The organism is Leeuwenhoekiella sp. A2 (assembly GCF_047946655.1).
Lineage (GTDB): Bacteria > Bacteroidota > Bacteroidia > Flavobacteriales > Flavobacteriaceae > Leeuwenhoekiella.
The window spans coordinates 1,788,900-1,810,230 of the sequence record NZ_CP172311.1; the positions used below are offsets into that span (position 1 = coordinate 1,788,900).

Here is a 21,331-nt window from a genome sequence, read left to right on the forward strand (position 1 = left end):
AGCATTGAGCTCCTTTTTTTTTCATATTTGTTAGTCCCTAGTAACCAGAGAATTTTATCACTTAAAAACGCAAAGGACATGAGTCAGGTAGAGCCCATTTTACAAGAAAACAAAGATCGTTTCGTAATATTTCCTATACAACACCATGACATATGGGAGTGGTATAAGAAATCTGAGGCTAGCTTCTGGACTGCAGAAGAGATTGACTTACACCAGGATCTAACAGACTGGAATAATAAACTGAACAAAGACGAGCAATATTTCATCAAGCATATTCTTGCATTTTTTGCCGCATCAGACGGTATCGTAAATGAGAATCTTGCAGAGAATTTTGTGAGTGAAGTTCAATATTCTGAAGCTAAATTTTTCTACGGTTTTCAGATCATGATGGAGAATATTCACTCTGAGACATACTCGTTGCTTATCGATACTTATGTTAAAGATGAAAAGGAAAAAGATCAATTGTTTAATGCCATTGAGAATTTCCCTGCAATTAAGAAAAAAGCAGACTGGGCTCTAAAATGGATCGACAGTCCAAGTTTTGCAGAGCGTTTAATTGCTTTTGCTGCAGTAGAAGGGATTTTCTTCTCAGGTGCATTTTGCTCTATTTTTTGGTTAAAGAAAAGAGGTTTAATGCCGGGACTTACCTTTTCTAATGAGTTGATATCAAGAGATGAAGGTGTTCATTGTGATTTTGCAGTTCACCTGCACAATCATCACCTAATCAATAAGGTGCCTAAAGAACGCATTCGCGAAATATTAGTCGACGCACTTAATATAGAGCGTGAATTCATTACAGAATCTCTGCCTGCAAGTCTTATAGGTATGAACTCAAAACTAATGACTCAGTATCTGGAGTTTGTAACAGACAGATTGCTGGTTGAGTTAGAATGCGAGAAAGAATACAATGTCACAAATCCTTTTGATTTCATGGATATGATTTCTCTACAGGGAAAAACCAATTTCTTTGAAAAAAGAGTAGGTGAGTATCAAAAAGCAGGAGTTGCCAGCGGAAGCGGCGGCACCGAAGGTCAAAAAATAAGTTTTGATGCAGATTTTTAAAAGATTGCATTAGAAACACCAATTAGCCCTAAGCGGGCACCAATAAATATTTAAAATAAACGGTGAAGACTGTAGTTTCTTAATTACAGCCCTAGCCATCTTTTTCTCAAAGTTTGCCAAAATGCTTTGAGCGTTTAACTATAAAAAACCAAGGCCCATGTATGTAATTAAAAGAAACGGACGCCAAGAGCCCGTTATGTTTGACAAGATAACAGCAAGAATAAGAAAGTTATGCTATGGTTTAAATCCATTAGTTGACCCGGTTAAAATCTCTTTGCGTGTTATAGAAGGCCTTTATGATGGTGTAACAACCAGTGAGCTTGATAATCTTGCTGCAGAAGTTGCTGCAACAATGACAACTTCACATCCTGATTATGCAAAGTTAGCAGCACGTGTTTCGGTTTCTAACTTACATAAGAACACTAAAAAAACCTTTAGCGAAGTAGTGCAGGATATGTATGAGTACGTGAACCCGCGTACCGGCAAAAAAGCGCCACTTATTGCAGATGACGTTTATAAAGTGATCATGGAAAATAAAGAAGAGCTTGACTCTTCTATTATCTATAGCAGGGATTTTGGTTACGACTATTTTGGCTTTAAAACATTAGAACGTTCTTATTTATTAAAACTTAACGGTAAGATAGTAGAGCGCCCTCAACATATGCTTATGCGCGTATCTGTAGGTATTCACTTAAATGATCTTGCATCTGTAAAAGAGACATATGAGTTAATGTCTAAAAAATATTTTACACATGCTACGCCTACATTATTTAATTCAGGAACGCCTAAACCTCAAATGTCTTCCTGCTTTCTGTTAGCAACTCAGGATGATAGTATTGATGGTATTTATGATACCTTAAAACAAACTGCCAAGATCTCACAGAGCGCTGGTGGTATAGGCTTATCTATTCACAACGTAAGAGCTACAGGGTCTTACATTGGTGGTACAAATGGTACTTCTAACGGGATAGTGCCTATGCTGCGTGTGTTTAATGATACGGCAAGATATGTAGATCAGGGTGGTGGTAAGCGTAAAGGCTCTTTTGCTATTTATATAGAACCATGGCATGCAGATATTTTTGATTTTCTTGATCTAAAGAAAAATCATGGTAAGGAAGAAATGCGTGCAAGAGACCTTTTCTACGCGATGTGGATTCCAGATCTGTTTATGAAACGTGTTGAAGAGAATAGCACATGGACTTTAATGTGTCCTAACGAGTGCCCTAATCTCTTTAATGTTCACGGTGATGAGTTTGAAGAAATGTACCTGAAGTATGAGGCTGAAGGTAAAGGCAGGAAAACTATAAAAGCCCGCGAACTTTGGGAGAAAATACTTGAGTCTCAAATTGAGACTGGTACGCCATACATGCTCTATAAAGATGCGGCAAATCGTAAATCTAACCAGCAAAATCTGGGTACGATACGCTCTTCAAATCTTTGTACAGAGATCATGGAGTACACCAGCCCTGATGAAGTAGCTGTGTGTAACCTGGCTTCTATCGCATTACCTATGTTTATAAAAGATGGTGAGTTTGATCATAAAGAACTTTACCGCATTACAAAAAGAGTAACTAAGAACCTGAATAAAGTAATAGATCGCAACTATTATCCGGTAAAAGAGGCTAGAAATTCAAATATGCGCCACAGACCTATTGGTTTAGGTGTGCAGGGTCTTGCAGATACATTTATCAAGCTTAGATTACCTTTTACAAGCGACGAAGCTAAAAAACTGAATCAGGATATTTTTGAAACCCTTTATTTCGCAGCAGTAACAGCTTCTATGGAGCTTGCTAAAGAAGAAGGAGCTTATGAAAGTTACAATGGTTCTCCTATCTCAAAAGGTGAATTTCAATATAACCTTTGGGGCATAAAAGATGAAGAATTAAGTGGTCGTTGGGAATGGGATAAATTACGTCAGGAAATTTTACAAAATGGCGTGCGCAATTCATTGCTTGTAGCGCCTATGCCTACAGCTTCTACGTCTCAGATCTTAGGAAACAACGAAGCATTTGAGCCATATACTTCAAATATCTATACAAGACGTGTACTTTCTGGTGAGTTTATTGTTGTGAACAAGCACTTATTAGAAGATCTTGTAGCACTTGGTCTTTGGGATGATGATCTTAAAGAAGCTATTATGCGCGCTAACGGTTCTGTACAAGATATAGACAGAATTCCTGCAGATCTTAAAGAACTTTATAAAACGGTTTGGGAGTTGAGCATGAAAGACATAATCGATATGTCTCGCCACAGAGGATATTTCATAGATCAGTCACAGTCACTGAATCTGTTTATGGAAAATGCCAATTTCGCTAAGCTTACCTCTATGCACTTTTATGCATGGAAGAGCGGTTTAAAAACAGGAATGTACTACCTGCGTACAAAATCTGCAGTAGATGCGATTAAGTTTACCCTTAAGAAAGAGGAGAAAGCTATTGTACAACCTGAAGAAGAAGTAGAAACTCAGGTAGCTGCTCGTGCTGCTAAAACTCTTGAAGCAAATACGGCTTCTAAAGTACACAGACCGGTACCTATAGAAGAACCTGCGACTCCTTATGAGACAAAAGGAACTCAGGCATCAGCTGCCGGAAATGTACAAGCTGGCGCACAAGTAAACACAGCGCCTATGACAGCAGATGAAATGAAAGCAATTATCGCTCAGGCGAAAGCTGCCGAAGGTGATGATGATTGCCTAATGTGCGGATCGTAGTAATCTATTTAAGTAGTTAATTAAAAAGCCCCATTTGATTTAAACAGATGGGGCTTTTATAATGGAATTAGCACAAGCCAAAGAAAAATAGTCTATTGAAAAATCACTGAAAAGTGCCTGTTTTTCGTGGGAAATAAGCTGAAAATCGCAGTTTAATCTTCCATTTCTAAAATTAAATTAGCTATTAAAGCCGTCCATCCGGTTTGGTGTGAAGCTCCTAAACCTTTGCCGGTGTCACCATCAAAGAATTCATAAAAGAGATGATTGCTTTTAAAATGTTCATCATTAGCAAACAGATGTGCATCGTCATCTGCATGATATTGATATTTGCCATCTTGATTACGTTCAAAAAGCTTTACTAAACGTTTAGTGAGTTCTTTAGCGATCTCATTCAGATTCATCTTATTTCCAGAGCCTGTAGGGAATTCATATAAATATTGTGAACCGTAAAAAGTATAATATTTACGCAACGATTGTATGATCATATAATTCAATGGCATCCAGATGGGGCCGCGCCAGTTAGAATTACCACCAAACATACTTGACCTGCTTTCACCGGGTTCATATTGAATTCTGTGCTGCCCATGATGTTCAAACACAAAAGGATGCTCATCATGATATTTTGAAAGCGAACGAATACCAAAATCTGAAAGAAATTCGTTCTCGTCAAGCAGGCGTTTTAGCAAATGCTCAAGCCTGAACCCGCGCATGATAGAGAATAAATAGTTGCCCTCCTCATTAAATTCTTCAATACGTGAAATAAGCGAAGCCAGATCAGGTCTTGTTCTTACAATCTCGACTACTCTTTTTCTAAATTCTTTTAATTCTTCAAACAAGTCTTTATTGATGATCTCTACTGCAAACAAGGGTATGATGCCCACTAAAGAGCGCACGCGTAATCTATCTGTTGCACCGCTGGACATTTCTACAACATCATAATAAAAATTATCTTCATCATCCCAAAGCGAAATATTCTTTTTCCCAATATGATGCATCGCCCAGGCGATATTTAAAAAGTGTCTAAAAAATTTCGCGGCAGCTTCCTCATACGCTTTATTGGTTTTAGCAAGCTCTAATGACATGCGCAACATGTTAAGCGTAAACATGGCCATCCAGCTGGTAGCATCTGCCTGTTGCATTCTGGTGATGCCCGGCGGCATATGATTACGGTCAAAAACACCTATGTTATCAAGCCCTAAAAATCCGCCCTCAAAGAGATCTGTGCCATGCGTGTCTTTTTGATTGACCCACCATGTAAAATTGATAAGTAGTTTCTGAAAGGATTTCTCTAAGAAATTTTGATCTCCTACTCCCGCATATTCTTTGTCTTTTTCATAAACATGCCACACCGCCCATGAATGAACCGGCGGATTAACATCGCTGTAATTCCATTCATAAGCCGGGATCTGGCCGTTGGGATGCATGTAATTTTCGCGAAGCACAAGTAGTAGTTGTTCTTTAGCAAAATCTGCATCTATCTCTACAAACGACGCCATATGAAAAGCCAGGTCCCAGGCGGCATACCAGGGATATTCCCACTTGTCTGGCATCGAGATGATGTCGCGGTTTGTTAGATGCTGCCAACTAAAATTACGTGCGTTAAATCTGCTGGGAGTTCCCTCGCCGGGACCTCCAAAAAGCCATTTAAAAACATCATTGTAATAGAATTGTTTAGTCCACAATAAACCGGAAAAAGCACTTTTTGCAATAGCCTGATGTTCTTTAGGCAAGTCACTTTTTATAACTGTGCTGTAGAAATCTTCACATTCAGCTATTCTCTGGTCAAAAATAGTATCGTAATCGCTCCAGGGTTCTTTGGTCTTCTTTTTGGTAAGACGCACTTTAACCACTTTCGACTCACCGGCTTTGAGCTTAAACTTGTGCCATATTGCGACTTTAGATCCGTTCTTATCTGGATTTACTGAAGCTTCTCTATCTACAACGTGGTCATTGATCCCGTCTTTAACATAATCAACATCATTAGGAACCCCATAAATACGGTAGTTATTTGTTTCGTTATCGCAAAAAAGTTGTTCGCCATTTTCATGATAAAAGAAGTATCTCCCGTTTCTAATGCTGTTTGATTCAACAGAACTATTAGAAGTAGATTTAATTGATGGTCGCGTAAAGCGTTTGTTGTGTTTCCAAAAATTACGAAACCACAAATGAGGCAATACGTGAATTTTAGCAGCTTTTTTACCCCTGTTGATAACAGTGACTTTCATGAGAATGTCATCAACATCTGCTTTTGCATACTCAATAAAGCAGTCAAAATAGGCACTGTTTTTAAAGTTTAGTGTATCAAGTAATTCATATTCTGTTTCCTCACGGCTTCTTTTATTACTTTGAACAAGATCTGTATATGGGAAAGCGACTTGCGGATACTTATATAAATACTTACTGTAAGAATGTGTGGGAGAAGATACTTGGTGAAAATAAAGTTCTTTTACATCTTCCCCGTGATTTCCCTGATTGTTAGTTAAACCAAATAAACGCTCTTTTAATATGGGATCTTTACCATTCCAGAAAGCTGGCGCAAGACAAAGAATCTCTCTTGAATCGCAAAAACCGCCAATTCCTTCTTCTCCCCAGCGATAGGCATTACTGCGAGCTTTGTCGTGATTTATAAATTCCCAGGCATTACCATCTTCACTATAATCTTCACGTACCGTTCCCCATTGCCTTTCGGCGAGATAGGGACCCCATTTTTTCCAATTTTGATTATGACCGGATATTTTTAACCGTTCTGCTTCTGCACCTTTAATGGTCATATGATAATCTAGTATGTATGATCACAACAGGAAATCATATAATGGATTTCCTTATAGTTTGTAGATAAAAATACGTATTAAATTTTAAGTGAATACGTATTCCTTATGTGCGTAACTTTTTGGATTTATTCCCGGGTACTTTTAGAAAAGTTATGGACGCAAAAAACCTGCTTATTTAAGCAGGTTTTCGGTGTTTTAGCCTTAAAAATCGGTCTATAAATGCTTTTTATGTTCTATATAATAGTGCTCAAGCAAGTTCATAGTCGCCTTAATAAGATCTTCAGTTTCCTGAAGTAAACTGAAATATAACATCGTATTTTTAGGACTGGAATCACTATTTCTGGTGCGTTCTACCTGTTTTTCAATTTTAGTTGAAACGCTGTCAAGAAGTGCTTGTTTCTCTTCAAGAATTGACACAATCGCATCAAAATTCTTATCGTTAAATGTATTTGTGATCTTGCTGAATAAGGTGTCAAGATTCTGCTCAATTTCCTTAAGGTCTTTAAGCTGTGTGAATTTTAATCCTTTATGATTATTATTTAAATGATCGTAACTCGCAGTCGTGATAAAACTTATTGACTGTGTCACATCTTGTAAATATCCTAAAACGTCTATGTAGAAGCGGCTTGCCTGTACATGTGTATCGTCAAGATTTTTAATGAAGTAATACAAACTGTTACGCAACTCTTCTACTTCTGCGTTAAGCTTTGTAATACCTTTTTTGCTCTTTTTTAATCGGGAAAGATCAACTTTAGCCAGGCCTTCTATGGTGCCGGTATAGACTTTGTTTCCGCGTTTAAACGCAGAGGCAACATTAGATGTGCTCTCGTTAATAATACCCTGTATTGAATTACTCACAGCGCGCAATAATCTGCCTTCTTCGGCTTCAGCCTGAGAACGTTTTTTGTGATTGATGTAATTACGCACCAATAAGATTACAGCGAGTATAAAGAGAATAGCAAGAGCAACGGTGCCACCTTCCCAAAGAATAAAGGCCATTATTGCTGCTGCGGTAAATGCGCTTAATGCGGTCATAAACCAGCCGCCTATTACATTCATTACCCCTGCAACGCGATAAACAGCACTTTCACTACCCCATGCTCTGTCTGCAAGAGACGTACCCATTGCAACCATAAAAGTTACATAAGTTGTAGAGAGTGGTAATTTCATAGAAGTTGCTAAAGATATAAGTACACTGGCAATCATCAGATTCACTGCTGCACGTACAAGGTCAAAAGCAGGCATATCCATCGCGGCGATACGAGAAACAGGTTCTCTTTTTGTAAAGCGCAGATTAATACGATCCTGAATACGTTGAGGTACTAAGGTCATTACCCCGTAGTTTAAGCGCATCGCACCACGTACGAGACCACGTGAAATAGAATTAGGTTTAAAGCGCTCTGTACCTTCGTCTTGTCTTGCAAGGTCAACAGAGGTTTTTACAACTCTTCTGGCCTTTTTAGAAAACCAGAGCGTCAATATCATTACAATACCTGCGGCAAGCAAAAGTAAAGGTTGCGTAGGGACTTTATCGGCCAGAGTTTCCATACTGAAACTTTCTGCAGGAACGCCGCTGTTTACCCAGAATAAGTAAGACTGGTATGCGGCCATTGGCACACCAATGAAGTTTACAAGATCATTACCTGCAAATGCCATAGCAAGTGCAAATGTGCCTATGACGATCACCATCACGTACACGTTGATATTGAAAAGCTTATTTATAATGTATGAGACCAGCGTCCAGATAAGTACACTAATTCCCATAAAAGAAGCTACATTATTTTCTGCCCAGCTTATAAAATCACCATTCATAAAAGAAGCACTTGACAGTCCTTTTACAACTATAAAGTAACTAATTGCTGCCGTCGCCAGACCACCAAATAAAGCAGCGACCCAGCTTGGTTTTTTTTCAAAATTAAAAGTAAGCAGGAAACGCGTTATAAATTGCACCAGTGCTCCCACCGTAAATGCAATGAGCACTGAAACGAGTATACCCGTTATAATTTCTATAGCTTTATCAGAATTTATGTATTCACCTATTTGCATAAGAGAATCGTCATTTGCAGAAAGCTTTATGATCGTCATACACACTGCAGCCCCTAAAAGTTCAAAAACGATAGAAACCGTCGTAGAAGTAGGCAGCCCAAGTGTGTTAAAGAAATCGAGCAGCAGAATATCTGTTATCATGACAGCCATAAAAATGACCATTATTTCATCAAAGTAGAACTTGCCGGGCACAAAGATTCCTTTTCTGGCAACCTCCATCATACCGCTTGAAGAAAGAGCTCCCAGGACAATCCCCACACTTGCAACAATTATTATTGTCTTAAAAGAAACGGCTTTAGAACCTATGGCAGAATTGAGAAAATTTACGGCATCATTACTTACACCTACCACCAGATCTGCAATGGCCAGAATAGCCAATGCAACCAGCATAATCAAATAAATATTATCCATGAAGTACTTAATACTTTAGTCAGCAAATTTGATATTTATTTTCTGTATATATGTTATGTGAAGGTTATAAGTAGGACGATTTATACCTGTTTTTACCCGATTTTCCTCCTAATTGACCCATTCCTGGTCGTTTTTATATTCTGTAAAATAAATATAATCACTTGACAATTAATTAATTATAGTTTTAATGTAAATTTAATGTTACCTAAATGTTTCCTAATATTTAAATTAAAGCTATATTTGTAATGTTAAGTTTAATTAATAACATGCTATTATGAAAAAAATCCTTATGATTTTTGCATTGGTGGGCAGCATAGCACTATCAACTGCACAGGAAAAAGTAAAAAATACTTATGAGAAGGAAGGAAATCTTATTAAGGCTACCTTATTTCATGATAATGGCGTTGTAAGTCAAACTGGTTACTATACTAAGGACGGCAAGCTACAGGGAACCTGGGTAAGCTACACTGAAGAAGGACAAAAATCTGCCGTAGCTCAATACGAAAAAGGGCAAAAAGTAGGTAAGTGGTTCTTTTGGAACGACGACACTTTACAAGAGGTAAATTATGATAACTCAAAAATTACCAGTGTTAACACATGGGAGAGTAAAGGAGAACGTGTTGTAAGTAATAACGAGTAATCGCCATTACATCAAAATAATAAGATCACCTTATTAGATAAAATTAAAACCATCAACTTTTGTTGATGGTTTTTTATGAGCTATATTCAATTAGGAGGGCCACCATTTGCAGGAGAAGGTATAAATATGGCAGTGCCTGATGCATTCTTAAAATGCTTTAAACGAAATGCTACATATATTTAGTGAGCACTGATGTGTAACAACAGGTGCTACCGCTTTGCGATTTTATTGTTGCTTATTTGCTTTTGACGGCTACTTTTAAAAGTACCGCTTACAAAATCCCGTTTTGCCGCATGTTTTGTGTTTCGGCCCTGTACTCGTTTGCGCCACATTTTAAAGCTGCTGGGCTTCATCTCATTGCGCATTAGGCTAATAACTGCAGCTTCATTTAAACCAAATTGAAATTCAATAGAGTCAAACGTGGTGCGGTCTTCCCATGCCATTTCAATAATTCGGTCAATTTCTCTGGGAGTTAGTTCTTTTTCGCTTGCATAAATTTCTACTCACTTTCTTGAGTATGGTAAAGTTATAAAGAATCAACTTATTCTTTGTACTATAAGCGAGGATGCGGGCGTTAATTAATAAAAGATAAAATAGGCTTAGGCAATTTTTTAGAAGATCACTCGCTAAGTTTATGATATTTTTAATTTCAATTACAGCTTTAAATACCTCAAGACCAATAAATTTGTGTGAACAAAAAAGATCGCGATGAAAAAATACATTCTTATAATTATAACTACAATTACTTTAATCAGTTGTAATAACACCAAAGAAAAAGAAGCGCAGGTGAATGAAAATGAACCTAAAGAAGATATAAAAGTGAATAAGAAACCTGTTGACTCGATGAAGATAAGATATGCAGATGCCGGTCTGAATAGGCAATATCTTGAGAATATACAGAAGTCTAATAAAAGGGCAGCTATTGAAGAGGTCTACGCTTGGGAAGAACTGAAGGCATTGAACGAAGATATGCTTAAATTACAGGAAATAAAAGCGGCGGAATTAGAAGGTCACATTAACCAGTTAAAAGGAGATGCTGCAGCTGTGCAAAATACCATTCCCACTTTAATCTCAACTCGTGAAATAGAAGGTCTTGTTAATCAAATTCAGGATAGAATTATTGAATTAGACGAAGCTTTAAGCGAAAATAAAGCTGAAATTAGAGTTTCAGAAGGGATAGAGAACATTACAGACTCCTACGATGATCTAACAGAGCAGATAAACGAAATACTTTCAAAACTTACCCATTCTGCCCTAAAATCGGTTAAAAATCAATAAAAAGCGCGACACTGCAAGATTATAGATTTTTCTGATTTTTAAACTAAAAAGGACGATTTTTGAGGAAAATGAGGCGTTTTTCGAAATTAACTGTTAAATCCTGAAAAAACTTTAGGAGAGATTTAGTCTGTAAGTTTTTCTGCATCAAGTACGTAGCTGTAATTTTGTAAGACAATTGCAAATTACATGAAGAAGATAATTATTTGTGCGCTATTCTCAGCATTTTTTATAAGCTGTAACAACCCCGAAGAAGGAATTAAAAATCTACAACTTGCAACTAAAGTGCAACCGCTTGTAGATCCTGCTCAGGCTAAAGTAGAACAATGGTCTGCATACCGTGCACTAGAACAAAATATACGTACAATAAGCAATACAAACGCTCTTAATTCTATAAGTCTGCAGGAAAGAATGGTGCGCAATGTTAGCGCAATGTCTAAGCAGATACCCAAAGAACTGCGCACTAAGAATGTGATTGCCCAGATTGCGCGCATTAATGAAAAAGTAGAACGATTTTATAAAGAGATCGATGAAGAAGAAATGCATGAGCGTGTTGTTGACAGGCATTTAAGAGAGATTATAGAGGCATTTGATGATCTCAATAAAGAAATTAATCACGCTGTAATAAAGCATATGTAGATAAAAAAGCTCCTGAAACGGGAGCTTTTTTAATTAATACCTTTTCACGTACTTTTGATTTCTTAAAGTATACCATGAATAAGAGTTTAACCGTTCTGCTTTTCTGCATTTTACTGGGCATTTTAAGCTGTCAGGAAAAGCAGGAACAACAACAGGAGAATACACAAATAGAAGAGCTTCCCGTAAAATTTAGAGATAGTGTTTTAATCAATATAAAACTTTCACAAGATGCAGCTGCTGCCACCGCATCCTGGAAGGGTTATGAGGTTCTTGAGCAGGCTTTACGAGATTTAGACAATTCCGCTATTGGGAGTGTGAAAACAGAGATTGATCAATGGGTTGTCGCAACAGAAGAGATACAGCGGCAAAAGCCAGATAGTCTTCAGGATAAGTCTATAGAATCACGCCTTACCGTGCTCAATACTAAAGCACATACTCTTAAGCAAAAGGTGGAAAAGCGAGATATAGATACTGCAGAAGTTAACCAGGAGGCGACAGAATTCTACAATGCCTTTCAGGATCTGAAATTGCAAATAAATATGAAGTTTCAAAAATCAATAGATGATATTCTCAATGAATTTGACACAGAGAATATAGAATTACGTAAATCTTTGCAGATCGATTCTGTTAAACAGCAAATCGTTAACTAAATAAAAGGATTACAAAATGGCATTTAAAAAGAGCGTTTTTATACTGTTTTTGGCAGGTTTTTCGCTACTAGCGCAAACAGATCAAAACAAACAAACGATAGATTCACAATTAAACGCCTGGCATAAAGCTGCCGCAGATGCAGATTTTGATGCTTATTTTAATTTGATGACAGATGATGCCATTTTTATAGGTACAGACGCTACAGAGAATTGGAATGTAGAAGAATTTAAAGCTTTCGCGAAACCTTACTTTGACAAGGGCAAAGCATGGAGTTTTACGGCCATTGAGCGCAATATTTTTATAGGTCCTTCACAAAAAATCGCTTGGTTTGATGAATTGCTAAATACCCAAATGGGAATTTGCAGAGGCTCAGGTGTGCTTGTCAAAGTTGGCAGTAGCTGGAAGATCAGGCATTATGTGTTATCAATAGCTATTCCTAACGACGACGTAGATCAGGTCACCGCATTAAAAAAGGAGCATGACAGCCTTCTTACTTCAAAAATTCTGCAAAACTAACCTATAATTATTTTAAGTATATCCTGTAACGTTTTGCTTAGAAATAGAACTTATTCACATTAATTTAAAACATGTAATAAACAATGAATATTAAAATGAAACCGCTGCTTTTGCTAGCTGCCGGAGGTCTAATCTTTACTTCTTGTAAAGAGGAGAAGCATGAAATGGCAAGTGAAGACAAACAGCCGGGTCTTGTTGTTGAGAATATGGACACAACGATAAACCCTAAAGATGATTTTTACGCTTACGTAAATGGTAACTGGATGAAAACCACAGAAATTCCTGAAGAGGAATCTACCTGGGGTGGTTTTGGTGTTTTACGTAAAAACACGCGCAATGACGTGTTGAGTATTATTAACAATGCCAAAGAAACCGGCGAGTATGCAGAAGGTACAGACCAGGCAAAAGCATTGTCTATTTACGAGTCTGAGCTGGATACTGTTGCGCGCAATAATGCAGGTATAAAACCTTTACAGCCTGCACTTGATGCAATAAGCGGAATAAAAAACCTTGAAGATCTGCAAACGGTTCTTGCTACAAATATCGCAATAAATGCTCCTTTTGTTGGTTTTAGAGTGTTCCCTAATTTTAGCAAAAGTACCATTAACGCTGGTTATATCACACCCGGTGGCTTAGGTCTGCCAGATCGTGATTACTATCTAGATCAGGATGCTAAAGCGAAAGAAATACGAGGTCAATATGTTGACTATATTACTCGTATGCTTCAGTTTTTAGGAGATGATGAGGCAGCTGCACGTAAGCAGGCAGAACTTGTTCTTAAGCTTGAAACGCAACTTGCAGAGCCAAGACTTGATAAAGTACAAAGCAGAGATGCACGTAACTTTAATAACCCAAAATCTATTGCAGAGTTACAAGCAATGGTTTCTGCTATCGACTGGAAGAAAATGATCTCAGATATTGGTGTTAAAAAAGATGTTGATACTGTCATTGTAATGCAGCCTGCATATATGAAAGCGTTACAAAGTACTTTAACAAGAACAACTATAGACGATCTTAAAACATTAGTACGCTGGTCTACTTTAAACAGATCTTCAGATTATCTTACTGTAGATATGGAGAAAGCTAACTGGGATTTTTATAGCAAAACTCTAAATGGAGTGCAAAAACAAAAGCCGGCAGATGAGCGTGCTTTACAAACTGTAGATGCTGTTTTAGGAGAAGCTGTGGGCAAGCTTTATGTAGATGAGAAATTTCCGCCGGAAGCTAAAGCGAAAGCAGAAAAAATGATCGCAAATATCATTGACGCTTACAGAGATCGTATTAATAATCTCGAATGGATGAGCGATAGTACAAAAACTAAAGCTATCGAAAAGTTAGACAAATTCACGGTTAAAATAGGTTATCCAGACAAGTGGGAAGATTACGCAGACCTTGCTGTTAACAAAGACAATACGTTCTATGAAAATATGCAGGCTGCAAGTGAATGGGCACAGGCAGATAATCTTAAGGATTTTGATGAGCCGGTAGATAAAACAAAATGGGGTATGTCACCACAAACTGTGAATGCATACTTTAATCCTACTTTTAATGAGATCGTATTTCCAGCGGCAATTTTACAACCTCCTTTTTATAACTATCAGGCAGACGAAGCTGTTAATTATGGTGGTATAGGTGCTGTTATAGGTCATGAGATCTCTCATGCTTTTGACGATAGTGGTGCTCGTTTTGACGCAGATGGAAATCTTAAAAACTGGTGGACGCCTCAGGATCTTGAGTCATTTACAACTCGTGCAAATGCACTTGCAGATGAATACAGCAATATTGAAGTTGCAGACAGCCTTTACATCAATGGTAAATTCACTTTAGGTGAAAACATAGGTGACTTAGGTGGAGTTCTCGCTGCTTATGACGGATTGCAAAAATTCTATGCTGAAAACGGAAGACCTGAAGACATTGACGGCTTTACACCAGAGCAACGTTTCTTTATCTCATGGGCAACCATCTGGAGAACAAAAATGAGAGACGATGCATTGCGTACTCGTATCAAGACAGATCCTCATTCTCCGGGTATGTACAGAGCGTATGTGCCATTGCAGAATGTAGATGCATTTTATGAAGCCTTTGGTATACAAGAAGGTGATAAAATGTACTTACCAGAAGATAAGCGCGTGCGCATCTGGTAATTAGTTCTTAGTGTTCTAAAGTAGAGGTTGTTTAAAGAACATTCTTCGTCAATCTGAACTTGTTTCAGATTCTCATCATAATTGCTGATAAAGCATTATGAGATTCCGAAAGAAATTCGGAATGACGGGGTTTTAAAGTTTTTTAAACAACCTCTTTTTATTGCGCTTTCATTTCGTTTACGAGAGCAAAAGCCTGATTCACATATTCTTTTTCTAAGAATAGCGTGAAGTAGTTAGAGGTAGAAATAGCTTCAAAAATGGGAATGCCGTCATAGGCAAGCAGTTTAAAAATATAGAAATAGAGACCTACTGTTTTAGAGTTATTCTCGGGTAATGCAATAGAGATTGAAGCAAGATCCTTTTTTATAGTGATACAAGTTTCTTTAGTGAAACATTCCTCAACGATCTGGGTGAGATCATTTGATACCAGGATATTACTTTCGTGAAAGTTACTAGAATACGTAAAATAAGCTTTTGGTATATTTTTTACCTGCTCAAGCAATTGCAGCTGACTGTCTAAAATACTAGCTGAATTTAGAAATGTAAAATCTGTAATGCCAGAGCGCACTACAATATCGCCCAGTTCGCGCACCATTTTGGCATTTAATCGCCGTTGCGGAAAGTAGCGTCGCAGCGCCATAACTATAGAACCAGAATTCACTGTTTTTCCTAATTCCTGTTCTATTTGCGGTTTAAAATCTTCGGCGAGGGCACTAAAGTTTATAATATTTCGCGTAAGCGCATCCTCAATAAAAGGTTGATGCTTTATAAGCGTTTCTACACAGGAAGTTATCGTCTTCAATGTTATATATTTAACAATTTGTGCAAATCTATATAATTTTTTAGAATTATTTTATACATCGTTGGTTTCGTATTAATTATGCAGCAAAATTAAGTTTATGAACGTATTAAAATTTGGTGGTACATCAGTAGGAAATGCGGCTAACATCCGCAAGGTAGTAGAGATAATCTCGCAGAGTGAAGAAAAAAAAATAATCGTTCTTTCTGCAATGTCTGGCGTGACTAACCTATTAGTTAATCTACATAAAGCAAGTGTTGACGGGAACGACGCAGAAATCTCTGAAGCTTTACAGGCAATAAAGGTTAAGCATTTTGAAGCAATAGATAGTTTGTTTACAAATTCGCAAAGCGCGAGTGAAGCGATGGTGCAAATAGACCAATATCTTGCTGATCTTAGAGAGTTGGCGCTGGGGGATATAAGACCATCGTTGTATGCAGAGATCGTCACTTATGGTGAGACTATGCTTACTTATCTGTTCTCTAAATATCTTGATCAACAGCAGATAGAAAATGTGTTGCTTGACGCGAAAGAATTTATGTATGTGGGTTCTGTAGAAAACCCAGACGTGAATGCCGTAGGAGCCAGGCTTAAGCCTGTTTTAAATAGAAAGCCATCTGCATTATATATCACACAGGGCTTTGTCTGTCTTGACGACAAGGGAAATATAGAAACCCTAAAACGCGGAGGAAGTGATTTTTCTGCAACAATTATAGGTGCAGCTGTAGGGGCGGGAGAAGTGCAGATCTGGACAGATATTGACGGTCTTCACAATAATGATCCCCGTTTTGTACAGGAAACCAGACCTATTGAGCATTTAACTTATAACGAGGCTGCAGAGCTTGCTTATTTTGGTGCAAAAATCTTACATCCACAAACAGTGGCCCCTGTAATAGATAAAGATATTCCGGTTTGGCTTAAAAACACTTTTGAGCCACAGGCAGCGGGAACAAAGATTTCTAATGAGCATCATAATCGCGGTTTAAAGGCCATATCTGCTAAAGATGGTATTACAGCGATACGCATACGTTCTAACCGTATGCTAGGTGCGCACGGCTTTTTAAAAACCATTTTTGAGGTCTTTGATCGTTATGAGACTTCTATTGATATGATCACCACTTCTGAAGTTGCTATCTCGCTTACCATTGATGATAATCGCAATTTAAAAGCTATAGTAACAGAACTTTCTGTAATTGCAGAAATCACAGTAGAGCAGGAGCACAGCATTATTTGTATCGTTGGCGAGAATCTTATTGAAGATCACGAGTCTTATAAAGCTTTTAGTCTTTTAGACAAACTGCCAGTTAGAATGATCTCTTATGGCGGAAGCAACAACAATATTTCTTTGCTCGTACCTACTAAGGAAAAGGTAAAGACCTTACAATATCTAAACGCTCAACTCTTTAGACTAGAGGGAGCTTTGGTTTAGACTCTTTGTTAAATTAGTGTTAGCCTTCTTCCTGCGTACCTTCTGGAAGAAACAAAAGATCCGGGCAATTGTCCGGATCTTTCTTTTATAATTAGACCTAAGTTTAAATTTTGACCTTAAACTCATAATTCAGTATCTCTTTTAAATTTACAGAATCTACTCTTTTGTAAATTTCCTCTTCATTATCAGTGCTATATTCGGGAGGTTTTATGCCCATTTCTACCGCTTTTTGATGATAATAGTCCGATTTTTTGGGATGTTCTGGCGCCACTGCATTAAATATGTGGCCAAAGGCGTCTTGTTTTATAATCTCATTGATTATCGCAATACAATCAATCCTATGTATCAGATTAACCGCCGCTTCACCATTACTTAAACCTGTGCGACCGGCAAGGTATTTTACTGGATTTCGGCTTCCGCCAAATAAACCACCAAAACGGAGAATAGTGGCTTTAAAAGCTTCAGAATTTGAGAACATAAGTTCGGTTTCCAGAAGTTGTTTGCCGTTGTTGAGTGTTGGTTCTGGTAGATCTACTTCCGTCACGTGACCCTGTGCATCGTCATATACGCCGGTGCTGCTTACCAGAATTACTCGTTTAATCCCTGCTCTTTCAATTTCGTTTACAAAATGGAGCATTTTTAGAGCATGATTGTGACCCGAATTATGACGTAATCCCGGCGGAATCAAAACGATAAGAATATCAACAGCACTTAAAAATCCGGTAATTTCACCTGATAATCCGTCTTCGGTGAGCAAAAAATAGAAACTGGGCAAACCAGCTTCATTAAGCATTTTCAACTTTTTCTTATTTGTAGAAGATCCCTTTATATTGTGACCTTTTTGTTGCAGGGCAACAGCCAGAGGTTTACCCAGCCAGCCCATTCCTGCTATTGCGATATTGCTCATGCTTTACTTTTAGCGTTTAGAACTGGCAAAATTAACTTCTTGCCGTGTAATAATAGCGTCTGTATAGATAAATGGCATAGGCATGGTATTTTCTGGTCTTGGCGGCAGGTTATAGTCAGCGTTATCTAATAAGTCATAGCTAAAATCATAAACTGTAAAACTAAGATCTGTAGTATCTGGAACAGTAAGTTTGATCTGCAGTGGTTCACGATCTGTAACTCGATAACTTAAAAACCTACTACTTGTTCTGCCAGACATTATGTAGGGCTCGTTATCATCTTTTTGAACCAGTTGGCCATTAAATTCGAGATGTTGAAAAGGAGTTCCCGCAGCGTTAGATAGTAACATATCATTGATCTCTCGCTGGGGGTAAATAGCAAAATTGATCTCTCTCATCCCGTTTATCACGGTATCTCTGGAAGTATAAATACTAGACGGAGCTACCGGTTTTCTGGGCGCAGGTGACGTTCTTGTAAAAAAACTGTTGTATTTACCAGAAGCTTCATTGTTTTCAGGATCTGTCGCTTCGGCGTTGTTACCCATAATTGTAGAGATCCATTCATCTGGTTGTTTGTTATATGTCGCCCAGTAGGTTTCTTTCGTGTCAACATCATATACATAATTGATGCTGGTGGGGAATTTTCGCTCTGGCGTAAAATCAGATTTAAAGTGAGCCGAAACAAAAAAGATGATACTTATTATTAAAAACAGAAATGCAAACTTCCCTTTGTTGTGATAAAAACCCAGAAGTGGAAGTAATAGCCCAAAAAGGAGAACTGCAAATGCGGCGCTTGCGGTCAACATTTTAAGGCCCAGCCCAACCGGAAAATCACGTATATCATGCGCGAGAATAAAAATAGCCGGAGCACACAACAGGCAAAGAGCAAGGAGATTGGGTTTACGTGTACTTATTATTAGAAAAACAGCGAGTATACCAAAATACACCGGAATTATAAAAAAGCTGGCACCGGGTAAATTTAACGCCACTAATGTTGAAATAATCAGCCAGAAGAAAAGAGGTGCGATACTTAAGCTTGCTGCATGGTAAGGTTTATAGAATTTGTGGTAAAAGAAAAATGTGATAGCTAGTGTAAGACTACTAAAAGCAGCGATATATTCATAACCGTTGTAAGTAAAACCCTGTAAAATATCTGCATAGGCGGGGTAGGCTAAGAGGATAAGTTTCCATCCAAAAAAGGTTACAAGGCAACCTGTAATTAATGAAAGTAAAAATGGCAAAAAGCCTCTGCCTATAGTTTTAAACGTGAATTTCTTCTTTTTAATTCCATAAAATATGAGTGCAAAAAATGCAAGAATAGCGACAATGAGCATGGGCCAGATCAGGCTAAAAGGATAATACACCATTTTAACCACAGGCATATTTAAATACACATAATCTTCTGTACTCTTAAGGTTGAGGTCTGCGTTAGAAAAATAATTCAATAGCGGCACGAGATAACTTGCCTGGTGCTCCAGAGAGGTGCGATCTAACCTTTCATAAGTGTCGAGTGCAGTGTGATAGTCAAAGTGATCACCTATAAATGCAAAGAAAAAACTGTCTATGTCACCATCCTTCCGTAAAACTGTAGAGTCAGTATCATTAGGCAGGATCTTGTAAATGCTGTAGTACAATGAGTTTGCAAAAGGATATTCAGGATTTGCTTTCGCGAAAGCTTTTATAAGTGCACTGTTCCCGCCATTAGTCTCAACAATCATGTTAGACGGCCCGCCGCTACCGCGTGCTTCAAAATTAAGAGCCAGACCTACATTCTTAGCCCAGGGATGTTTATTTGTAAATACAGAAGCGCCGTTAAGACCTAATTCTTCTGCATCTGTAAAGAGAATTATAATATCATTTTTAGGTTTTTGACCTGTAGCCAGATAGGCGCGTACTGCTTCTAACACAGTTACAACTCCGCTGCCAGCATCGCTTGCTCCATAAGACGCTGTGTGTGGTGCGCTGTCATAATGAGACATTAACAAAAGACTTTTATTGCCATCTGTGCCGGGGATACGGGTTATTATATTAACCGCTTTACTTAAAGCGCCCCAACCTGCTTTGTATGAAAAACCTTCTTCTAACTGTACCTCTAAGCCCATACCTTCAAGAACCGAGACTAAATAATCCTGAACTTTTTGATGCCCCGGAGTCCCAACAGAATGCTGCTGTGCCGAAATATATTTTAGCTGCTCCAGCGCTCGCTCTGCTGAAAATGCGGTTTCTGGTACATCGCCATGACTATAAGAATGCGGTTTATGGGTGTAAAAGCTATAACAGATTATCCCAACGAGTAATAGGAAAGAAAGGGCTACAGAATATCTTTTTCTCATGCTTGACGATTAAGTATTAAAGGTAATTGGTTGGTTTGTGATACACAAGTGACCAAAATATGAGCACAGTTGTAAAAATAAGCGAAAACGATTTCGAAAAAAATATGTAACTTAAACCTATCAAAATCAAGTATTATGGGGATTAAAAGTTTTATGGGCAAACGCTCAAAAGTACAATTAGACACGGTTAACATACGCGTGTCTGATTATATGACCACTAAGCTGATTACTTTTCGTCCTGAACAAACGGTTATGGAAGTAATGGAAAAGTTGATCAAGCACAGAATATCTGGCGGGCCGGTGGTCAATGATAAAAATGAACTGCTGGGAGTGATCTCTGAGGGTGATTGTGTAAAACAGATCTCAGACAGTCGTTATTACAACATGCCTGTAGAAGATGCCACTGTAGAGAAGCATATGAACTGCCATGTTGAGACCATAGACGGGAATATGAATGTTTTTGATGCGGCAAGAATATTTATTGAGAAAAAACACAGGCGTTTCCCAATTGTAGAAAACGGGAAACTTGTGGGGCAGATAAGTCAAAAAGATGTTCTTAAGGCAGCTTTACAATTAAAAGGGCAAACCTGGAAATAAGTTAAGTGCGCTTAACCAGCGCATAAAAATCGCCTTCCAGCGGCAAATATCCCTGATCGTACACAAAATAGTAGGTTGTGCCTGCTTTTGTGGTGTAAATACTTGTGAAGTAATTAAAGTCAAAACCCGCATGAACCAGTCTGTTTTTAGTCGTTTTGGTTTTGTCTTCAGGGTTTAGTTTATCTAGAATTCTATAATTCTTACGCAGTTTGTTATTGACATTGCGCATGAGATTCTTAGTGTCGCTATTTTTGCGGTTATTATAACTGTTGCGGCACGCATCGCTACAGAATTTTTTATCTGCTCTTCCTATAATTTTGTCTCCGCATTCCGGGCAGGTTTTTGTCATAGTTTACTATTTCGCTTTAAGCGAAATAAAGATAAGTAATTTTAAAAACACCTG

General features: G+C 37.9%; 17 protein-coding genes. 10 read left to right on the top strand and 7 right to left on the bottom strand.

Going from position 1 to position 21,331, the window contains the following annotated elements; translation table 11 throughout:
• The first annotated feature begins 78 nt into the window (after window positions 1-78).
• Both ACH3PA_RS08050 and ACH3PA_RS08055 read left to right on the top strand, forming a co-directional pair.
• Window positions 79-1,062 (top strand): ribonucleotide-diphosphate reductase subunit beta, encoded by a 984-nt coding sequence (locus ACH3PA_RS08050; protein ID WP_416445373.1) that lies wholly within the window; start codon window positions 79-81, stop codon window positions 1,060-1,062.
• 157 nt (window positions 1,063-1,219) lie between these two features.
• The gene (locus ACH3PA_RS08055) at window positions 1,220-3,772 is read left to right on the top strand and encodes a ribonucleoside-diphosphate reductase subunit alpha (RefSeq protein ID WP_416445371.1); all 2,553 of its coding nucleotides are present in this window, start codon (window positions 1,220-1,222) and stop codon (window positions 3,770-3,772) included.
• Between the two features lie 152 nt (window positions 3,773-3,924).
• On the opposite strand, the gene ACH3PA_RS08060 is transcribed toward ACH3PA_RS08055, so the two are convergent.
• Together ACH3PA_RS08060 and ACH3PA_RS08065 are read right to left on the bottom strand one after the other, a co-directional pair.
• Window positions 3,925-6,543 carry an MGH1-like glycoside hydrolase domain-containing protein gene (locus ACH3PA_RS08060; RefSeq protein WP_416445369.1) on the bottom strand — a complete coding sequence of 873 codons (2,619 nt, stop codon included), beginning with the start codon at window positions 6,541-6,543 and terminating at the stop codon, window positions 3,925-3,927.
• Window positions 6,544-6,756: 213 nt separating this feature from the next.
• Entirely contained in the window at window positions 6,757-9,000 is a 2,244-nt protein-coding gene (locus tag ACH3PA_RS08065; RefSeq protein WP_416445367.1) for an inorganic phosphate transporter, read from the bottom strand.
• A gap of 274 nt (window positions 9,001-9,274) precedes the next feature.
• Here ACH3PA_RS08065 and ACH3PA_RS08070 point away from each other — a divergent pair, with 274 nt between their 5' ends.
• Window positions 9,275-9,640 carry a toxin-antitoxin system YwqK family antitoxin gene (locus ACH3PA_RS08070; protein ID WP_416445365.1) on the top strand — a complete coding sequence of 122 codons (366 nt, stop codon included), beginning with the start codon at window positions 9,275-9,277 and terminating at the stop codon, window positions 9,638-9,640.
• 209 nt (window positions 9,641-9,849) lie between these two features.
• On the opposite strand, the gene ACH3PA_RS08075 is transcribed toward ACH3PA_RS08070, so the two are convergent.
• Entirely contained in the window at window positions 9,850-10,137 is a 288-nt protein-coding gene (locus ACH3PA_RS08075) for a TIGR03643 family protein (RefSeq protein WP_416446635.1), read from the bottom strand.
• Between the two features lie 211 nt (window positions 10,138-10,348).
• Between ACH3PA_RS08075 and ACH3PA_RS08080 the strand changes: the two genes are divergently transcribed.
• From ACH3PA_RS08080 to ACH3PA_RS08100, 5 genes are all read left to right on the top strand, one after another.
• On the top strand, window positions 10,349-10,918 hold the full coding sequence (locus ACH3PA_RS08080) for a hypothetical protein (protein WP_416445363.1): 570 nt from the start codon (window positions 10,349-10,351) through the stop codon (window positions 10,916-10,918).
• Between the two features lie 186 nt (window positions 10,919-11,104).
• Entirely contained in the window at window positions 11,105-11,554 is a 450-nt protein-coding gene (locus ACH3PA_RS08085; protein WP_416445361.1) for a hypothetical protein, read from the top strand.
• 74 nt (window positions 11,555-11,628) lie between these two features.
• Window positions 11,629-12,204, top strand: coding sequence for a hypothetical protein (locus ACH3PA_RS08090; RefSeq protein ID WP_416445359.1), 576 nt, complete (start codon window positions 11,629-11,631; stop codon window positions 12,202-12,204).
• A gap of 16 nt (window positions 12,205-12,220) precedes the next feature.
• Entirely contained in the window at window positions 12,221-12,721 is a 501-nt protein-coding gene (locus ACH3PA_RS08095) for a nuclear transport factor 2 family protein (RefSeq protein WP_416445357.1), read from the top strand.
• Between the two features lie 83 nt (window positions 12,722-12,804).
• On the top strand, window positions 12,805-14,865 hold the full coding sequence (locus ACH3PA_RS08100) for a M13 family metallopeptidase (RefSeq protein ID WP_416448499.1): 2,061 nt from the start codon (window positions 12,805-12,807) through the stop codon (window positions 14,863-14,865).
• Between the two features lie 157 nt (window positions 14,866-15,022).
• On the opposite strand, the gene ACH3PA_RS08105 is transcribed toward ACH3PA_RS08100, so the two are convergent.
• A complete protein-coding gene (locus ACH3PA_RS08105; protein ID WP_416445353.1) occupies window positions 15,023-15,667 on the bottom strand; it encodes a hypothetical protein in 645 nt (214 codons plus the stop codon).
• Window positions 15,668-15,764: 97 nt separating this feature from the next.
• On the opposite strand from ACH3PA_RS08105, the gene ACH3PA_RS08110 reads away from it, so the two are divergent.
• Window positions 15,765-17,093 (top strand): aspartate kinase, encoded by a 1,329-nt coding sequence (locus tag ACH3PA_RS08110; RefSeq protein WP_416448500.1) that lies wholly within the window; start codon window positions 15,765-15,767, stop codon window positions 17,091-17,093.
• A gap of 103 nt (window positions 17,094-17,196) precedes the next feature.
• On the opposite strand, the gene ACH3PA_RS08115 is transcribed toward ACH3PA_RS08110, so the two are convergent.
• Together ACH3PA_RS08115 and ACH3PA_RS08120 are read right to left on the bottom strand one after the other, a co-directional pair.
• Window positions 17,197-18,000 (bottom strand): NAD(P)H-binding protein, encoded by an 804-nt coding sequence (locus ACH3PA_RS08115; RefSeq protein WP_416448501.1) that lies wholly within the window; start codon window positions 17,998-18,000, stop codon window positions 17,197-17,199.
• A gap of 9 nt (window positions 18,001-18,009) precedes the next feature.
• Window positions 18,010-20,331 (bottom strand): M20/M25/M40 family metallo-hydrolase, encoded by a 2,322-nt coding sequence (locus ACH3PA_RS08120; RefSeq protein ID WP_416448502.1) that lies wholly within the window; start codon window positions 20,329-20,331, stop codon window positions 18,010-18,012.
• A gap of 135 nt (window positions 20,332-20,466) precedes the next feature.
• Here ACH3PA_RS08120 and ACH3PA_RS08125 point away from each other — a divergent pair, with 135 nt between their 5' ends.
• Window positions 20,467-20,928 (top strand): CBS domain-containing protein, encoded by a 462-nt coding sequence (locus tag ACH3PA_RS08125; RefSeq protein ID WP_416445345.1) that lies wholly within the window; start codon window positions 20,467-20,469, stop codon window positions 20,926-20,928.
• A 1-nt stretch (window position 20,929) separates the two neighbouring features.
• Here ACH3PA_RS08125 and ACH3PA_RS08130 read toward each other — a convergent pair whose 3' ends face one another.
• Window positions 20,930-21,277 carry a hypothetical protein gene (locus tag ACH3PA_RS08130; RefSeq protein WP_416445343.1) on the bottom strand — a complete coding sequence of 116 codons (348 nt, stop codon included), beginning with the start codon at window positions 21,275-21,277 and terminating at the stop codon, window positions 20,930-20,932.
• Window positions 21,278-21,331: the final 54 nt, after the last annotated feature.

What these genes read in the sequence shown, in the direction of transcription:
- ACH3PA_RS08050 (WP_416445373.1), top strand. Translation starts at nt 79, where the DNA reads ATGAGTCAGGTAGAGCCCATTTTACAAGAAAACAAAGATCGTTTCGTA.
- ACH3PA_RS08055 (WP_416445371.1), top strand. Translation starts at nt 1,220, where the DNA reads ATGTATGTAATTAAAAGAAACGGACGCCAAGAGCCCGTTATGTTTGAC.
- ACH3PA_RS08060 (WP_416445369.1), bottom strand. Translation starts at nt 6,543, where the DNA reads ATGACCATTAAAGGTGCAGAAGCAGAACGGTTAAAAATATCCGGTCAT.
- ACH3PA_RS08065 (WP_416445367.1), bottom strand. Translation starts at nt 9,000, where the DNA reads ATGGATAATATTTATTTGATTATGCTGGTTGCATTGGCTATTCTGGCC.
- ACH3PA_RS08070 (WP_416445365.1), top strand. Translation starts at nt 9,275, where the DNA reads ATGAAAAAAATCCTTATGATTTTTGCATTGGTGGGCAGCATAGCACTA.
- ACH3PA_RS08080 (WP_416445363.1), top strand. Translation starts at nt 10,349, where the DNA reads ATGAAAAAATACATTCTTATAATTATAACTACAATTACTTTAATCAGT.
- ACH3PA_RS08085 (WP_416445361.1), top strand. Translation starts at nt 11,105, where the DNA reads ATGAAGAAGATAATTATTTGTGCGCTATTCTCAGCATTTTTTATAAGC.
- ACH3PA_RS08090 (WP_416445359.1), top strand. Translation starts at nt 11,629, where the DNA reads ATGAATAAGAGTTTAACCGTTCTGCTTTTCTGCATTTTACTGGGCATT.
- ACH3PA_RS08095 (WP_416445357.1), top strand. Translation starts at nt 12,221, where the DNA reads ATGGCATTTAAAAAGAGCGTTTTTATACTGTTTTTGGCAGGTTTTTCG.
- ACH3PA_RS08100 (WP_416448499.1), top strand. Translation starts at nt 12,805, where the DNA reads ATGAATATTAAAATGAAACCGCTGCTTTTGCTAGCTGCCGGAGGTCTA.
- ACH3PA_RS08110 (WP_416448500.1), top strand. Translation starts at nt 15,765, where the DNA reads ATGAACGTATTAAAATTTGGTGGTACATCAGTAGGAAATGCGGCTAAC.
- ACH3PA_RS08115 (WP_416448501.1), bottom strand. Translation starts at nt 18,000, where the DNA reads ATGAGCAATATCGCAATAGCAGGAATGGGCTGGCTGGGTAAACCTCTG.
- ACH3PA_RS08120 (WP_416448502.1), bottom strand. Translation starts at nt 20,331, where the DNA reads ATGAGAAAAAGATATTCTGTAGCCCTTTCTTTCCTATTACTCGTTGGG.
- ACH3PA_RS08125 (WP_416445345.1), top strand. Translation starts at nt 20,467, where the DNA reads ATGGGGATTAAAAGTTTTATGGGCAAACGCTCAAAAGTACAATTAGAC.
- ACH3PA_RS08130 (WP_416445343.1), bottom strand. Translation starts at nt 21,277, where the DNA reads ATGACAAAAACCTGCCCGGAATGCGGAGACAAAATTATAGGAAGAGCA.